The 14,221-nt window shown below is 70.5% G+C and carries 14 protein-coding genes; 6 read left to right on the top strand and 8 right to left on the bottom strand.

Going from position 1 to position 14,221, the window contains the following annotated elements; genetic code table 11:
• Positions 1 to 34 precede the first annotated feature (34 nt).
• Positions 35 to 1,618, top strand: a complete 1,584-nt coding sequence (locus ACWIFB_RS02985; protein WP_454057256.1) for a protein adenylyltransferase SelO — start codon at positions 35 to 37, stop codon at positions 1,616 to 1,618.
• A 9-nt stretch (positions 1,619 to 1,627) separates the two neighbouring features.
• Here ACWIFB_RS02985 and ACWIFB_RS02980 read toward each other — a convergent pair whose 3' ends face one another.
• The gene (locus ACWIFB_RS02980) at positions 1,628 to 2,920 is read right to left on the bottom strand and encodes a cytochrome P450 (protein WP_454057255.1); all 1,293 of its coding nucleotides are present in this window, start codon (positions 2,918 to 2,920) and stop codon (positions 1,628 to 1,630) included.
• A 67-nt stretch (positions 2,921 to 2,987) separates the two neighbouring features.
• Between ACWIFB_RS02980 and ACWIFB_RS02975 the strand changes: the two genes are divergently transcribed.
• The gene (locus tag ACWIFB_RS02975) at positions 2,988 to 3,641 is read left to right on the top strand and encodes a TetR/AcrR family transcriptional regulator (protein WP_454057254.1); all 654 of its coding nucleotides are present in this window, start codon (positions 2,988 to 2,990) and stop codon (positions 3,639 to 3,641) included.
• On the opposite strand, the gene ACWIFB_RS02970 is transcribed toward ACWIFB_RS02975, so the two are convergent.
• The 4 genes from ACWIFB_RS02970 to ACWIFB_RS02955 all read right to left on the bottom strand — a co-directional run bounded on the left by ACWIFB_RS02970 (position 3,638) and on the right by ACWIFB_RS02955 (position 8,108).
• Positions 3,638 to 5,239, bottom strand: a complete 1,602-nt coding sequence (locus tag ACWIFB_RS02970; protein ID WP_454057253.1) for an FAD-dependent oxidoreductase — start codon at positions 5,237 to 5,239, stop codon at positions 3,638 to 3,640. The two genes, ACWIFB_RS02975 and ACWIFB_RS02970, sit on opposite strands and share 4 nt — an antisense overlap.
• 6 nt (positions 5,240 to 5,245) lie before the next feature.
• Positions 5,246 to 6,259, bottom strand: a complete 1,014-nt coding sequence (locus ACWIFB_RS02965; protein ID WP_454057252.1) for an AurF N-oxygenase family protein — start codon at positions 6,257 to 6,259, stop codon at positions 5,246 to 5,248.
• Positions 6,260 to 6,396: 137 nt separating this feature from the next.
• Positions 6,397 to 7,074, bottom strand: a complete 678-nt coding sequence (locus ACWIFB_RS02960; protein WP_454057251.1) for a TetR family transcriptional regulator — start codon at positions 7,072 to 7,074, stop codon at positions 6,397 to 6,399.
• Complete coding sequence (locus ACWIFB_RS02955; protein WP_454057250.1) at positions 7,071 to 8,108, bottom strand: AraC family transcriptional regulator; 1,038 nt, start codon at positions 8,106 to 8,108, stop codon at positions 7,071 to 7,073. Before ACWIFB_RS02955 ends, ACWIFB_RS02960 begins: the two co-directional genes overlap by 4 nt.
• Positions 8,109 to 8,198: 90 nt before the next feature.
• Between ACWIFB_RS02955 and ACWIFB_RS02950 the strand changes: the two genes are divergently transcribed.
• Positions 8,199 to 9,833, top strand: a complete 1,635-nt coding sequence (locus tag ACWIFB_RS02950) for a flavin-containing monooxygenase (RefSeq protein WP_454057249.1) — start codon at positions 8,199 to 8,201, stop codon at positions 9,831 to 9,833.
• On the top strand, positions 9,830 to 10,657 hold the full coding sequence (locus ACWIFB_RS02945) for an SDR family NAD(P)-dependent oxidoreductase (protein WP_454057248.1): 828 nt from the start codon (positions 9,830 to 9,832) through the stop codon (positions 10,655 to 10,657). The genes ACWIFB_RS02950 and ACWIFB_RS02945 overlap by 4 nt, the downstream gene beginning before the upstream one ends.
• A 59-nt stretch (positions 10,658 to 10,716) precedes the next feature.
• On the opposite strand, the gene ACWIFB_RS02940 is transcribed toward ACWIFB_RS02945, so the two are convergent.
• Positions 10,717 to 11,460, bottom strand: a complete 744-nt coding sequence (locus ACWIFB_RS02940) for a dienelactone hydrolase family protein (RefSeq protein WP_454057247.1) — start codon at positions 11,458 to 11,460, stop codon at positions 10,717 to 10,719.
• Positions 11,461 to 11,558: 98 nt separating this feature from the next.
• Between ACWIFB_RS02940 and ACWIFB_RS02935 the strand changes: the two genes are divergently transcribed.
• Complete coding sequence (locus ACWIFB_RS02935; protein ID WP_454057246.1) at positions 11,559 to 12,020, top strand: SRPBCC family protein; 462 nt, start codon at positions 11,559 to 11,561, stop codon at positions 12,018 to 12,020.
• Positions 12,021 to 12,087: 67 nt separating this feature from the next.
• Positions 12,088 to 12,957, top strand: a complete 870-nt coding sequence (locus ACWIFB_RS02930) for a PhzF family phenazine biosynthesis protein (protein WP_454057245.1) — start codon at positions 12,088 to 12,090, stop codon at positions 12,955 to 12,957.
• Here the strand turns inward: ACWIFB_RS02930 and ACWIFB_RS02925 are convergent.
• Both ACWIFB_RS02925 and ACWIFB_RS02920 read right to left on the bottom strand, forming a co-directional pair.
• Positions 12,895 to 13,863, bottom strand: a complete 969-nt coding sequence (locus tag ACWIFB_RS02925; protein ID WP_454057244.1) for an alpha/beta fold hydrolase — start codon at positions 13,861 to 13,863, stop codon at positions 12,895 to 12,897. The two genes, ACWIFB_RS02930 and ACWIFB_RS02925, sit on opposite strands and share 63 nt — an antisense overlap.
• Positions 13,860 to 14,072: a DUF2945 domain-containing protein gene (locus ACWIFB_RS02920; protein WP_454057243.1), complete on the bottom strand. Its 213-nt coding sequence runs from the start codon at positions 14,070 to 14,072 to the stop codon at positions 13,860 to 13,862. Before ACWIFB_RS02920 ends, ACWIFB_RS02925 begins: the two co-directional genes overlap by 4 nt.
• Positions 14,073 to 14,221 lie beyond the last annotated feature (149 nt).

The following is a 14,221-nucleotide window of genomic DNA, read 5'->3' as shown; positions in this document are numbered from 1 at the left end:
TGTTCGCGGGCGCCGTGATCCGTATCGTCGGGGCATGAGTACCCCGCAGTCCGCCGCGCCGCGCCTCGGCGCCCGCTACGCCACCGAGCTCGCAGACCTGGTGGTGCCCTGGCGTGCTGCGGAGGCCGCCGCGCCGGAGGTGTTGCTCCTCAACGAGTCGCTCGCCGCCGAGCTCGGTCTGAACCCCGCGTATCTACGCGGCGACGAGGGCACCCGCCTGCTGGTCGGCAACCACGTTCCCGTGGGTGCGACGCCGGCCGCCCAGGCCTACGCCGGGCACCAGTTCGGTGGCTACTCGCCGCGGCTCGGCGACGGGCGGGCGCTGCTGTTGGGCGAGTTCCCCGACGGCCGCGACCTGCACCTCAAGGGCTCGGGTCGCACCCCGTTCGCCCGCGGCGGGGACGGGCTGGCGGCGGTCGGCCCGATGCTGCGCGAGTACGTCATCAGCGAGGCCATGCATGCACTCGGCGTGCCCACCACCCGCTCGTTGGCGGTGACCGCGACCGGCGACACCGTCTACCGCGAGCAGCCGCTCCCGGGCGCGGTGCTCGCCAGGGTCGCGGCCGGCCACGAGAGGGTGGGGACGTTCCAGTTCGCGCGCGCCCTCGCCGCGCACGAGGCCGAGAAGGCCGCTGCGCGCGACAATGGGAACAGCGCCGTGCCCGGCGGTGCGGGCGCAGATCACGACGACGACAACGCCGACTCCGTGTTGCGTCGACTGGCCGACCACGCGATCGCCCGGCACCACCCCGACGCCGCCGACTCGGACAATCCGTACCTGGAACTGTTCGCCTCCGTGCTGCGCCGGCAGGCCGACCTCGTGGCCCGCTGGATGCTGTTGGGATTCATCCACGGCGTCATGAACACGGACAACACCACGATCTCCGGCGAGACGATCGACTACGGACCGTGCGCATTCATGGAGTCCTACGACCCGGCCACGGTCTTCAGCTCCATCGACACCGGCGGCCGCTACGCGTACGGCAACCAGCCGGGGATCGTGCAGTGGAACCTCGCCCGCTTCGCCGAGACCCTCATCCCACTCATCGATCCCGATCAGGACGAGGCGGTCCGCCAGCTCACCGAGGTGCTGACAACCTTCCCCGACGAGTACCAGCGGGCGTGGGCCGCGGGTATGCGCTCCAAGCTGGGGCTCGGCGAGAGCACAGCCGGCGACGAGACGATCCGCGTGCTCATCGATGACCTGCTGGCGCTGCTGACCACCACGCGCGTCGATTTCACGAACTTCTTCCGGCATCTGACCGCCGCCGCCCGCGGGGACGAGGCCGGCCTGCGCGAGTTGTTCGCCGCCGCACCGGCGGGCACCTGCACGGAGGCCGACCCCGGCGCCGGGGAGGGCCCGGTCGACGCCTGGCTCGCGCGCTGGCGGGTTCACGAACCCTCGGCTCCGGAGATGGCGCTCGCCAACCCCGTCTACATCCCGCGTAACCACCTGGTGGAGGAAGCGCTGGACGCGGCCACGGCAGGGGATCTCGGGCCGGTGGGCCAGCTCCTCGTCGTCGTCGCCGATCCCTACACCGAGCGCCCCGGCCTCGAGCGGTTCACCGAGCCGTCCCCGGCGGGTGCCGCCCCGCACGTCACCTACTGCGGCACCTGACGCGCGGGGTCAGGCGGTGACGGACAGATTCGTGGCGGGCAGGGACACGTAGCCGCGCGTGAAGGGCGAGAGCGCGCGGACGGTGTTGTGGTGGTCGACGCCCAGACGCGGGTGGGCCGCGTAGAGTTCCTCGACCGCGAGCCGGGACTGCAACCGGGCGAAGTGGGAGCCGATGCAGAAATGCGGGCCGCGCGAGAACGCGAGATGACCGGTGTCCTCGCGGGTGATGTCGAGCCGGTCGGCGGTGGGGCCGTAGTGGCGCTCGTCGCGGTTGGCCGATCCGTACAGCATCATCACCTTCTCCCCGGCCGGGATCGTCGTGCCCTCGATCGTCACATCGCGGGTCGTGGTCCGCGCCAGGGCCTGCACGCTGGACTCGAAGCGCAGACATTCGGTGAGCGCACCGGGGATGAGGCCGGGGTCCGCGGCGAGCATCGCTCGTTGGTCGGGGTGCCGGTCGAGCAGAGCGGCGGTGTGCGAGATGAGGTTGCCGGTGGTGTCGTTGCCGCCGGCGACGATCACGAAGCAGAACCCCAGGACATCCCAGTCGGTGAGGGTATGGCCATCGATCTCGGCCCGGGTGAGCGCCGAGATGAGGTCGTCCCCGGGGGCCGCACGACGCTCCGTGATGAGCGCCCCGAAGTACTCGAACATCGCCGCGACCGCCGAGACGGCATCGCCCGCGAGTCCCTCGGGGCGGAAGCCCTCCTCCTGGAGTGAGGTGAGAGCGGTGACCCACGGGTCGAAGAGCGGACGGTCGGCCTCCGGAAGGTCAAACAGGTGCGAGAGCACGAACGTCGGCACCTGCGAGGAGAAGTCGCGGTGGAGGTCGACGGACTCGCCGGCGGAGTAGCGCGTGCTGAGGTCGGTGAGGCGGCCCCGCACGAACTCGCGGATGACCGGCTCGGTGGCGGCCACCCGCTTCGGCGAGAAGGCCCTGGCCAACAGGCGGCGCTTGGTCGAGTGCTCGGGCGGATCCATCATCACGATGGTCGGGGCCAGGCCGAGCGCGGCGATCTCGTCCGGGTAGAAGGTCAGACCGCTGGCGGAGGAGAAGAGGTCTGGTGCGGTGACCGCCGCGTCGACGTCCGCGTAGCGGGACAGGGCCCAGAAGTCGGGGCGGGCAGCGGTGCCGTCGCTGACGTGGTGGTGGACAGGGTCGGTCTCGCGGAGGACCCGGTAGGCCGGGTACGGGTCGGCGAGGTGCGCGGGATCGAAGGGGTCGAACACGTCGGCCGTCGCGGTGGTCGGCGCGGAAGGGACGGGCGGGGCAGTGGCTGCGGAGGGCGTCTCGGCGGACATGCCGCCATTTAACACCTACTGTTAATCCGGGGGAAGGGGTCGGGCCGAATCCGGCTAGACTCGGCCCATGCCGCGCACCTCCGCCGACACTCGCCGGGCCCTCTACCTGGCCGGACTGCGCCGCTTCGCGGACGAGGGCTGGCAGTCGGCCCGGGTCCGGGACATCATCGCCGACGCCGGGCAGGGAAACGACTCGGCGATCAACTATCACTTCGGCTCCCGCAGCGGCCTGCTCGCGCAGATCCTCGCCGACGGCGTGGCGCGGATGGAGGACGAGCGCCGGGCCGACCTGGCGCGCTGGCGCACGGACCCGCCCGACCTGCCCGAGGCGGTACGCGCCGTGGTGGCACCGCTCGCGGATCTGCTCCTCGACGAAGAAGGGCGCTGCACACTCCGGGTGATCGCCCAGGTGGGACCGCTGACCGAGGTCGGTCGGACCGTCACCGCCGGGCCGGTCGGCGGCACCGCGCTCCAGGATCAGATCGAGGCGCTGGTCAGCGAGACGGCGCGACGGTGCGGCACGGAGATGGCACGGCACCGGGTGCGGCAACTCGTCGTCGTCGTCACCTCCGACCTCGCCGTCCGTGCCGAGGCCTCCCCCGACTCGTTCCCACCGCACCACGAGTACGTCGCGGACCTGGTCGACTGGATGGCCGCGGGGTTGGGCCGTCGCCGGGTCGGCGCGGCGGTCGGTCGTCCGGGAGAAACCCGGGCCCACTAAACAGAGGCAGCGGCCTTTGCGCGGGGGCGGGCGCGGCGCCATGCCGCACCGTCGATGAGATCGGGTCGGCGACCGCGTAGCAGCGCGTCGAACTCAAACGCGGGCCGCGGCGACGGCAGCGTCCCCGAGTTGGCGTCGGCCAACAGGGCGTTGACGGTCTCCGCCGCACACGTCTTGTTGGAGCCGATGAACCCGCGCGGTCCGCGCTTGATCCAGCCCACCACATACTGGCCCGGCAACTCGCTGCCGCCGGGCTCGTCGAGCACGCGGCCCTGCGAGCTGGGGATCGTCGCGGAGGCCGGATCGAACGGCACTCCCGGCACCGGAACGCCACGGTAGCCGACCGAACCCAGGATGAGTCCGGCCGCGATGACCTCTTCGGAGCCGGAAACCGGGACGGCGCGGGCGGTGCCGGTGTCGTCGTCGACCTCGAGCTCGGTGCGCACCACCCGCAGGCCCTCCGCACGGTCGGTTCCCACGACCTCCACGGGGGAGGCCTGGAAGCGCAGCACGATCCGGCGGCGATCGCCCGGCGCGTCGGTCTGGCGCGCGGCGAGCTCGGCGAGATATTCCAGCTTGAGGCGCGTCTGACGGTCGGCGGTGGCGTCCACGTCGATGCCGTCGGGCGCGTCGACGCGCAGGTCGATGTCCTCCCGCGTGGCCAGACCCACCAGCTCGGGCAGGGTGAAAGCGGCGTGCTGCGGGCCGCGCCGGCCCAGCACCACCACCTCCCGCACCCGGCTGTGGCGCAACGCGTCCAGGGCGTGCGGAGCGATCGAGGTGTCGGCCAGCCGCTCCGGGTCGGTGGCCAGGATGCGCGCGACGTCCAGCGCCACGTTGCCGTTGCCGACGATCACCGCGCGCTCGTGGTCCAGCGGCACGTGCGCGTCCACGTGGTCGGGGTGATCGTTGTACCAGGCCACCACCTCTGTCGCGGACGTGCTGCCGGGGAGGTCGGTGCCCGGGATGGACAGCGGCCGGTCGGTCCCCGCGCCGGTCGCGTAGATGACGGCGTGGTGGTGCGCGGCGAGTTCGGCGGCGGTGACGTCCTCGCCGATCCGCACGCCCAGCCGGTAGTCGAAGTCGGGCTCGTCCTCGATCGCGGTGAACAGGTCCGCGACCGCACGGGTGCTGGTGTGGTCGGGCGCCACGCCGTGGCGGGCGAGTCCGTGCGGCACCGGCAGCCGGTCGAAGACCGTGACCTGCACGTCGTCCTGTCGCAGCAGGGCGTCCGCGGCGTACAGCGCGGCCGGGCCGGCGCCCACCACCGCGACCCGCAGCGTTGTGCGGGTCGGACCGAGGCGCACCAACGCCGGCACGCGGGCCTGGGGCCGGGACGGACGGTTGTCCCCGGTGAGCTCGGCGTTGATACGCAGGAAGTCCTGCTGCTCCGGGGCCAGCTCGGTGTGCGGCACGATCGCCCCGACCGGGCACGCCCCCACGCAGGCGCCGCAGTCCACGCACGACACCGGGTCGATGTAGAGCATCTCGGCGGTGCCGAAATCCGGCTCGTCCGGCGTGGGATGGATGCAGTTGACCGGGCAAGCGTGGACGCATGAGGCGTCCGCGCAGCAGGCCTGCGTGATGACGTGGGGCATGGCAGCCTAGCTCGCGGCGGCGGCCGGGGCCGGCTCGTGGAACGCGACCGGCGGCTCGCCGCGGAAGCGGGAGGGGCGGCCGTCGATCTTCAGCGCCTTCCACACGCGGCGGGCGGTCGGGTTCATGAGCCCGGAATCCTCGGCGAGCATGCGCACGTCACCGAACAGGTCCGACAGGAACCGGCGCGACTCAGGGCCGTCCCAGTACAGCTCGTCGACGACCTCCTGTGGGATGTCGAAGGCGTCGCGGAACTCCTTGGTCGGCTTGAGGATCGCGTCGCACAGCAGCCGCATGATCACCGGGAACGCCAGCGAGACCAGGAACTTCTCTCGGCGGGACATGCGCGGCGCGTTGCGGGCGACGAAGGTGTGGGCGAAGGAGATGTGGCGGGCCTCCTCGGCGACGTGGATCTCCATGATCCGCGACAGCACCGGCGGGAGGTTGTCCGAGTTGCGCAGGACCTGCTTCTGCGTGTGGTCGATCGGCTCCTCGCCGGCGAGGACCCCGATGAAGAAGGCCACCGGGAACGGGCCGGCCGCCATCGGGATGATGGGCGAGATCCGGCGCAGCCACTTGGGCATTCCCGGGACGTCCGCGCCGATGGCGTTCACACCCTGCTGGAACATCTGGGTGTGGTGGCACTCCTCGGTGGCCTCGTGCGTGAGGTAGCGGAACTCGGCCGAGCCGTTCTCCGACTTGAAGACGTACTGCATGATCCCGCGGATCAGGATGTTCTCGAACTGCAGGCCGACCTTCATGATGTTGGCCTGGCGCCACAGGCCGATCGCGATCTGCTTCTCCTCGGGCTGCGCCAGGTACCAGGGGTGCCCGCCCAGCGGGTCGATCCCAGCGGGCAGGATCCAGCGCTTGTCGGTGGGATCCGCCTTGAAGTCCGGGTGGTCCCAGGAGATGTCCTTGAACGGGTCGAAGCTGCGGTGGACCGAGGCGTCCGACAGGCGCCGGAGCGTGTTCTCGTACTCCTCGGTGGTCGCCGACGGGGCGGGTGCGACAGCAGTCATGATCATCCTTCCGGTCACCGGCCGTTGCCGGGAGCGTGGGAGCCAGATGCGGATCGATACAGAGTGACATCCGCGATCTATTTGTAACTGACGCTAGACACGGAGGGGTGTTTCGTCAACCGCCTGCGAAGAATTACTCAGGAATGCGCTGGTCCGGCCTCGCCGGCGAACGCCGACGGGCCGAGCAGCGGACCGAGGTGGTTGCGGGCGAACGCCCGGGAGACCTCGGGGTCGTCCAGATCGATGACCATGGACGGACTGAGGACGAACGAGATGACGAGCCGCACGGTCACCTCGGCAACGACCAGCAGTTCCTCGTAGCTGCGCGAGTCGGGGGCGTTGCGGGAGACCTCGCCGGCCAGGAAGTGCGCGGCCGCGGTGATCAGCGGCGCCCCCTGGACCGTGAAGTGCGGGACGGTCGCCTCCGCCTCGGTCTCCAGGAGCCGGTTGAGCAGGTCATGATCGCGCAGTGTCTCGACGGTGAAGGCGAACCCCTCGGTGAGCTTGTCCTCCACCGTGTCGTGGGCGTCGATCTCCTGCTGCAGATCGGACAGGAACCACGCCGACTCACGCAGCAGCGTCGCCTCGACGAGTTCCTGCTTGTTGGCGAACCGCCGGTACAGGGTCATCCGAGCCAGGCCGGCCCGCCGCGTGATGTCGTTCATCGTGGACCGGGCGATCCCCACGCTCTGGAACTGCGCCGTCGCCGCGTCGAGGATCTGCTCGCGGATCGGGTCGTCCGGCTCGGCCCCGTCCTCCGGTCCCCGCCCGGAGCGCAGCATGGCCAGGGGGTCGGACGCCGGGATCGAGCTCATGGTCTCCAGTCTCCCACCTCGACGGCAGGCGTGCCGCCGAGTCGTACCTGGCGAGCGGTCTTTCCCCACCAGCGGCGCGAGTACTGGCTGAACGTGGTCGCATCGCCCAGGTCGAGGGCGGAGGCGATCTGGTACAGCGGGATCTCCGTGGTGGTGAGCAGTCGCAGCGCCGTCTCGCGACGGACATCATCGCGGATCCCGGCGAAGGTCGTGCCCTCCTTGGCGAGCTCGCGCTGCAGCGTGCGCGGCGACACCGCCAGCAGGCCGGCGACGTCCGCGAGCGAGGAGGTGCCGGTCTCCAGCGACTGGTGCAGCACCGCCCGGGCGTGGTCGACGAAGCCGCGTCGGTCCGCGGGGACGTGCTGGTCGAGGTACCGGAGCGCCAACTGCTGCAGGGTCTGGTCGCCGCCGGGGATGGGCTGCCCGAGCAGCGCGGACGGCACGCGCAGCACCGCGCCCGGGGTCGACGCCGCCACCGGGGCGCCGAATAGCTCCCGGTACTGCTGCTCCGCAGCGCCGAGTTCGTTCGGCAACTCCACCGACAGGAGTCCGTAGTCGGGCCCCAGCACGCTCTGCATCGCGCGGTGCAGGAACAGGAGCACCAGGTCGACGGACTGCGGAGGGATCTCCTGGTCTACGTCGCGGTATCCGAAACGCACGCCCAGCACGTCGTCGTCGCCCCTGGGATCGGGGATCACGGTGATCTCGATCGACCGCGAGTGGAAGAACAGGTACTTGGAGGTCATCTCGAGCGCCTGGGTGGTGCTGCGCGCGTTCTTCACGGCCACGGCGACCGGGCCCAGCATGTCCAGGTCCTGGAGCTGGGCCACCCGCAGGCCGAGGTCCGGGCAGTCGAGCTCCGCGGCGGCCGTCTCCAGTAGCAGGGCGATCGCCAGGTCCTCGACCAGGATCTCGTCGCTGTCCAGGGCGGCGGTCGGCAGGCCGCAGCGCCGGGCCAGGTCGTCGGGGTCCCCGCCCAGGTCGGTGACCACCTGTCGGACGCCGCGCAGGCCTGCCGATCGGATGAATGCCATGGGGTAACCCTGCGTCGGGTGGCGCGAATTCTCAACTTGTTGGCGCATTACGGAAGGTTTCTGACGCCAGGCGCGGCTACGGTACTCGGCATGAGTACTTCCACCGACAGCCGCCAGCGGCCGGGCGCGACGCCAGAGAACCCGCTGGACCTGCTGATCGTGGGCGCGGGGATCTCCGGGATCGATCTCGCGCACCACGTCAATCGCACCTTCCCGCAGTGGGAATGGGAGATCCACGACGCCCATGACGATCTCGGCGGAACGTGGCACACCTTCCGCTATCCGGGCATCCGTTCCGACTCGGACATGGCCACCTTCGGCTTCCCGTTCCGGCCGTGGCCGCACGACTCCACGCTCGGCGGCGGCGCCGACATCAAGGAGTACATCCGCGACACCGCCCGTGAGGCCGGCGCGCTGGACCGGCTGCATCTGCGGTCGTGGGTCGCCGACTCCGACTGGAACACCGCTCTACAGCTGTACCGCATCACGTGCCGCGTGGGCGGCGACGCCTCCGCCGACGTCGCGGCCGGCGACGCCTCGACCACCACCGAGCGCATCGTGTGGGCCCGCCGGGTCCACTACGGCGCCGGGTACTACTCGCACGCCGAGGGCTACCGCCCCGAGTTCCCGGGCGAGGCCGACTTCCGCGGCGAGATCATCCACCCACAGCAGTGGCCCGAGAACATGGACTACGAGGGCCGCAAGATCGTCGTGATCGGCTCCGGCGCAACGGCAGTCACGCTACTGCCGTCGCTGGAGCAGCTGGGCGCCGAGGTCACGATGCTGCAGCGCACCCCCAGCTACATCGGCCCGCTGCCGGAGAAGGACACCATCAGCGCGGTGTGGAAGCGTCTGTTGCCGGGGCCGCTTGCCTACAAGGTCGCGCGCTTCAACCACGGTGCGCGCGACATGTCGCAGTTCGTGATCGCGCAGCGGGTGCCGTGGTTGTTCAAGCGGGCGCTGCGCGCGATGCAGCGGCGCTACATCTCCGCCGAGATGATCGACCAGCACTTCACGCCCGACTACCGCCCGTGGGATCAGCGCGTGTGCAAGGCCCCCGACGGCGACATCTTCCGCTCACTGCAGCGCGGTGCGCGAGTGGTGACCGGGCACATCGAGACGTTCACCCCGACCGGCATCCGGCTCGTCGGAGGCGAAGAGATCCCCGCCGACGTGATAGTCACCGCCACCGGCCTGCGGCTCCAGGCGTTCGGCGGCGGCACCCTGAGCATCGACGGCCGGCCCCTGGACATCTCCGCCCAGGCGACCTACCGCGGCATGATGCTCGCCGGCGTGCCCAACTTCAGCTTCACCGTCGGCTATATCAACTCGTCGTGGACACTGCGCGCCGACATGGTCTCGCGCTACATGGTCAAACTGTGGAAGCGGGGCGACACCGTGTACGCGCCGACTGCGCCCGAGGAGCCCGCCGATCGGCTGTTGCTCGACTTCGACGCCGGCTACATCCGGCGCGACGGCCATCTCTTCCCCAAGCAGGGCGAGACCCGGCCGTGGCGCTACGTGCAGAACTACCTGGTGGAGATCCCGGAGCTGGCGTTCGGCGACCAGCGCCGCGGGATGGCCTTCGGTCCGGACGTGGAGCTGTCCGGCGGGCGGCCAGACGTGGGGAGCGCCGCCGCGAGTCCTGAGGTCGCGGGCCACGAGGCCGCGGGCATCCAGTTCGACGACGAGAACGACGACGACAAGGTGGGCCTGACCCGATGAGCGGATTCCTTTCCCGACGTGGCCGCGCGGGGGCGTCGGCGGCCGAGGCCGGCTCGCGTCGTGTCCTCATCACCGGTGCGGCATCCGGGCTCGGGCTGGCGCTGACGCGCGAGTTCCTGGCGCTCGGTGACGAGGTGATCCTCACGGATGTCCACGCCGAGGCGCCGGCCGAGGTGCGGGCGCTGACCGGGCGCTGGACGTACCGCCGACTGGACGTGACCTCGGACGCGGACTGGGAGACGGCGGCCGCGGAGATCGACCGACTGGACGTACTGGTCAACAACGCCGGCATCGCGGTGGGCGGGCCGATCGAAATCACGTCGATGGCCGCGTGGCAGCGGATCGTCGAGATCAACCTGCTGGGGGTCGTGCGCGGCTGCCGCACCTTCGCCGGCCGGATCCCGGACGGCGGCCGGATCGTCATCACCGCTTCGGCGGCCGGCCTGGTGCACGCACCGCAGATGAGCGCCTACAACGCCACCAAGGCCGCGGCGGTCGCGCTGGGGGAGACCCTCGACGCGGAACTGCGGCACCGGGGGGTGTCGACGTCGGTGATCTGCCCGCAGTTCTTCCAGTCCGGTTTGGCGGATTCGCTGTCCGGGGAGGATGCACAGTCGGACGAGATGGCGCGCAAGCTGCTCTCCAAGACGCACCTCACCTCGGAGATCATCGCCCGGCGGGCGATCCGGGGCATAGAGGCCCGCCGTGTCGTGATCACCCCGGACGCGTTCGCGACCTTCGCCTGGTACTCCAAGCGGTTCACGCGGGTCCCGTTCCTGGCGGGCACCCGCCTGATCGGTCGCTTCACGGCCCGCCGCGGCTGAGGCGCGCCCGGGGCCGGCCCGCCGGAGGCGGCCCGCCCCGGGCGGGCAGCCTGCCGGAGTCAGCCCCGGGCGGGGCCGCCCAGCGTGCGCTGGAGGAGGGCCTCCAGCGTGCGGAACATCCGCTCGGCGCCTTCTTCCTGGTAGGAGGCGGTGTCCGACATGCTGAAGCCGTGCGGGGCGTCCGGATAGGTCTCGTTCACCGCGGTCAGCCCGGCGGCGTCGAGCGTCCGGCCCAGCTCGGCGATCGCCTCGGCGTCGTTGGCCGGGTCCGCGTCGGCGTGTCCGAACGCGAACTCGGCCCGGCAGTGCGGCAGCAGCAGATGCGGGCTCGCCTCGGAGCCGTCGACGAGGGCCGCGCCGTGGAAGCCCGCGGCCGCCACCACCTGCTCGGGCCGGAGCGCCGCCGCCCGCACCGCCAACCGGGCGCCCATGCAATAGCCGGTCACGCCGACGGGCCCCGGGCGCGCGTGCTCGCCGAGGACGTCGAGCCAACGCGCGGTGTCTGGGTCGGACAGGTCCGGCGTATAGCCCTGCACGCGGGGCATGATCACCGGCCCGTACGCCTTCCGGTTCTCGGGGACGGTCAGGTCCATCGGCGGGAGCAGTTCTTCCCTGGTGCCGAGCCGGTAGAAGACGTTCGGAGCCAGGACGGTGTAGCCCCAGCCGGCGATCCGGTCGGCCATCTCCTCGATGCGCGGCCGCAGCCCGATGGCGTCGATGAAGAACAGCACACCCGGGCCGGACCCGGTCAGGTAGGCCTCGGCGGTTCCGTCGTCGGTCGTGATCTCGAGTGTGGTTCCCATACCTCGTGCCTACCCGGGCCCGGGCTACCCGGCAAGCGTTCGACGATCTCGGCCGCGCAGCGGATGCGCGCTCGGCCGTCAGCGTGCACGGTGGGGGCATGAGTGATTCCACCAACGTCATCGTCGAGCGAGTGATCGACCACTCGGCGGCCGAGATCTTCGAGTGCCTGTCCAACCCGGAGAACCACGCCCGGCTGGACGGCTCGGGGATGGTCCGCGGCGACTACAAGACCGACCGCATCCAGCAGGTGGGCGACGTGTTCACCATGGACATGTACGCCGAGGCCATGGGCGGCGAGTACCGGACCGACAACCACGTCACCGGGTTCGTCGACGACAAGCTGCTCGCGTGGAAGACCGCCCCCGCCGGCACCGAGCCCCCCGGTTGGGAGTGGGTCTGGGAGCTCACGCCCGAGGGGCCCGACTCGACCAGGGTCCGGCTCACCTACGACTGGTCCGCGGTCGACAAGAAGCTCCGGGAGAAGCTGTCGTTCCCGGTGGTGTCGGAGAAGCAGCTCGCCGACAGCCTGGGCAACCTCGCGGCCGCCGTCGCTGGCTGAGTCGCCACTGCCTGATCCTCCACTCGGCCCGCGGGCTGACGCGACGCGCGATGTTTAGCCTTGACTCATGAAGTCCTTGGTCGAACCCGAGATTCTGCGGTACGCCGCGTTCGCCGCAGCGGAAGGCGGGGGAAATCCCGCGGGCATAGTGCTCGATGCCGCCGAACTGAGCGATGCGGAGATGTTGCGCATCGCCGCACGAGTCGGCTACCCCGAGACAGCGTTCGTGACGAGCATCAGCACCGAGTTGCGCGGTCTGATCGTCGGCATTCGCTACTGGTCTCCGGCCGCGGAGGTACCGTTCTGCGGCCATGCGACCGTGGCGACCGCCGTCGCGCTGGCAGAGCGATACAGCATCGAGAGCATCGTTTTCGACACCGAGGTCGGTGAGGTCTCTTTGGCGGTCGAGAACACGGATGACGGTGTCCGGGTGAGTTTCACCAGCGTGCAACCCCATGTCCGCGCGATGCCGTCCGACGTGACCGACCGAGTCCTCGACCTACTGGGGTTGCGAGCCGGGGACCTGCACCCCGACTTCCCGGCCCGCGAGGCCTTCGCCGGCAACTGGCATCCGATGCTGGTGCTGCGCGACGCCGAGATCTTCAACCAGTTCCGATTCGCACCGGCACCCGTCGCCGAGATGATGAGGGAGCGCGGGTGGGCGGGCACCATCACGGTGCTGCATCCCGTCGCTGAGGACGAGTTCGTCGCCCGCAACATCTTTCCGGTCGGCCGCATCAACGAGGACCCGGCAACCGGATCCGCCGCTGCCGCCACCGGCGCATACCTGCGCGAGATCGGCCGGGTTCCACCATCCCGGGCAGTCCACATCCACCAGGGTGCCCATGTCGGCCGCCCCAGCCTGCTCGAAGTGTCAATTCCGGAACACAACGGGATCGTCGTGTCCGGCACCGCGAAGTTGAACCTCCATGAGTGATTCGACGGGTCGGTGGTCGACAGTCAGTGACCGCAGTATCTCGGCCCAATAGGTCAGCGGTACCAGATGGCCCTCGCCCGGGTAGACGGTCAAGTGGGCGTGGGCGAGGTGCTCGGCGAGCCACTGCCCGTTGACCGGTGGGGCAATCTCGTCACGGTCTCCGTACCAGAGCAGAACCGGCGCGACGACGTCCTCGACCTGCACCCCCCACGGGCCCACGAACGCCACGTTGTCCCACGCGATCGCGTCCGTGCCCTGGCGCAGCGCCTCACGAAAGTTCACGGCCAGCGCGCGGCGGGCTTCGGGGCGGGCGACCACCTCGGTGTCGCTGGACGCGAACATCCAGTCGATCCAGGGCGCCGCCTCGTCGTCGCGAACCGAGAGCATCGCCCCGAGCGTATCGGCGTTCCCGGTGCGGAAGAGCCCCGCGGCACGAGCCGGATCGGCGGGTAGCTGCGCCAGCGCCTCGAGGTCGTTCGGCGAGAGTGAGTCGCGGGCATCGGGCATCCGGTCGAACGGCGCCAACCCGCCGGCGATCCCCACACGTGAGACGCGCTCAGGCAGCACAGCGGCGGTCGCCAACGCGAACGCGGTACCGCCTGACCACGCCGACACCGCGAACCGTTCCAGCCCCAGATGATCGGCGATCGACTCCGCTTCGTGAGCGATGCCCACCGCGCTGATCGGCGCGGCGTCGGAAGCGCCGTAACCGGGCCGGTCGAAGCCGATCACCCGTACGCCCGCCCTGGCGGCGATCTCGTGACCGAAATCCGCCTCGAGCCTGGAGCCAGGGGTGCCGTGGAAGTGGATCAGGGGTGTGCCGGACGGGTCGCCGCACTCGTGGATCGCCACCGAGCGAGGCCTGCCAGTTGTCCGATCCTCGATGGCGATCGAGCTGTCGGTCACTTACCGATCTTCCGCAGGGCGCTCTCCTTGTGCATGGCGACGTGGTCGGTCTTGTCGCTGGCGATCTCGTACTGCGGCTCCTCCGGGCTGCAGCGCCGTGTCCGACCCTTGAACTCCACGTCCTTGGTGTGGACCGCCCGGATCACGCCGCTGACCATCCCCGCCTCGGAGTTCCACTCGACATGGTCGCCCTTCGCGAAAGCACTCATGGCCCCAGCCTGCCTTGATGTGGGCGATGTCACCACCGCTCGAATGCCCGGCGATCGCACCCGGCGATTCAGGGCCGTGACCTGCGACGGGCCTCGTCGTCGTCGACCCCTGCCGATCCCCTGATCTCGGGTTCGCACCGGCTCCGACC

It is taken from the genome of Dietzia sp. NPDC055340 (assembly GCF_053645335.1).
Note: the sequence above shows the minus strand (reverse complement) of the source record. Positions and strands in the feature narration are given on the sequence as shown.

Excerpts from the sequence above, each read along its gene's own strand:
- ACWIFB_RS02945 (WP_454057248.1), top strand. The coding sequence starts at position 9,830 with ATGAGCGGATTCCTTTCCCGACGTGGCCGCGCGGGGGCGTCGGCGGCC.
- ACWIFB_RS02920 (WP_454057243.1), bottom strand. The coding sequence starts at position 14,072 with ATGAGTGCTTTCGCGAAGGGCGACCATGTCGAGTGGAACTCCGAGGCG.
- ACWIFB_RS02955 (WP_454057250.1), bottom strand. The coding sequence starts at position 8,108 with ATGGCATTCATCCGATCGGCAGGCCTGCGCGGCGTCCGACAGGTGGTC.
- ACWIFB_RS02975 (WP_454057254.1), top strand. The coding sequence starts at position 2,988 with ATGCCGCGCACCTCCGCCGACACTCGCCGGGCCCTCTACCTGGCCGGA.
- ACWIFB_RS02960 (WP_454057251.1), bottom strand. The coding sequence starts at position 7,074 with ATGAGCTCGATCCCGGCGTCCGACCCCCTGGCCATGCTGCGCTCCGGG.
- ACWIFB_RS02950 (WP_454057249.1), top strand. The coding sequence starts at position 8,199 with ATGAGTACTTCCACCGACAGCCGCCAGCGGCCGGGCGCGACGCCAGAG.
- ACWIFB_RS02930 (WP_454057245.1), top strand. The coding sequence starts at position 12,088 with ATGAAGTCCTTGGTCGAACCCGAGATTCTGCGGTACGCCGCGTTCGCC.
- ACWIFB_RS02980 (WP_454057255.1), bottom strand. The coding sequence starts at position 2,920 with ATGTCCGCCGAGACGCCCTCCGCAGCCACTGCCCCGCCCGTCCCTTCC.
- ACWIFB_RS02940 (WP_454057247.1), bottom strand. The coding sequence starts at position 11,460 with ATGGGAACCACACTCGAGATCACGACCGACGACGGAACCGCCGAGGCC.
- ACWIFB_RS02985 (WP_454057256.1), top strand. The coding sequence starts at position 35 with ATGAGTACCCCGCAGTCCGCCGCGCCGCGCCTCGGCGCCCGCTACGCC.
- ACWIFB_RS02965 (WP_454057252.1), bottom strand. The coding sequence starts at position 6,259 with ATGACTGCTGTCGCACCCGCCCCGTCGGCGACCACCGAGGAGTACGAG.
- ACWIFB_RS02970 (WP_454057253.1), bottom strand. The coding sequence starts at position 5,239 with ATGCCCCACGTCATCACGCAGGCCTGCTGCGCGGACGCCTCATGCGTC.
- ACWIFB_RS02935 (WP_454057246.1), top strand. The coding sequence starts at position 11,559 with ATGAGTGATTCCACCAACGTCATCGTCGAGCGAGTGATCGACCACTCG.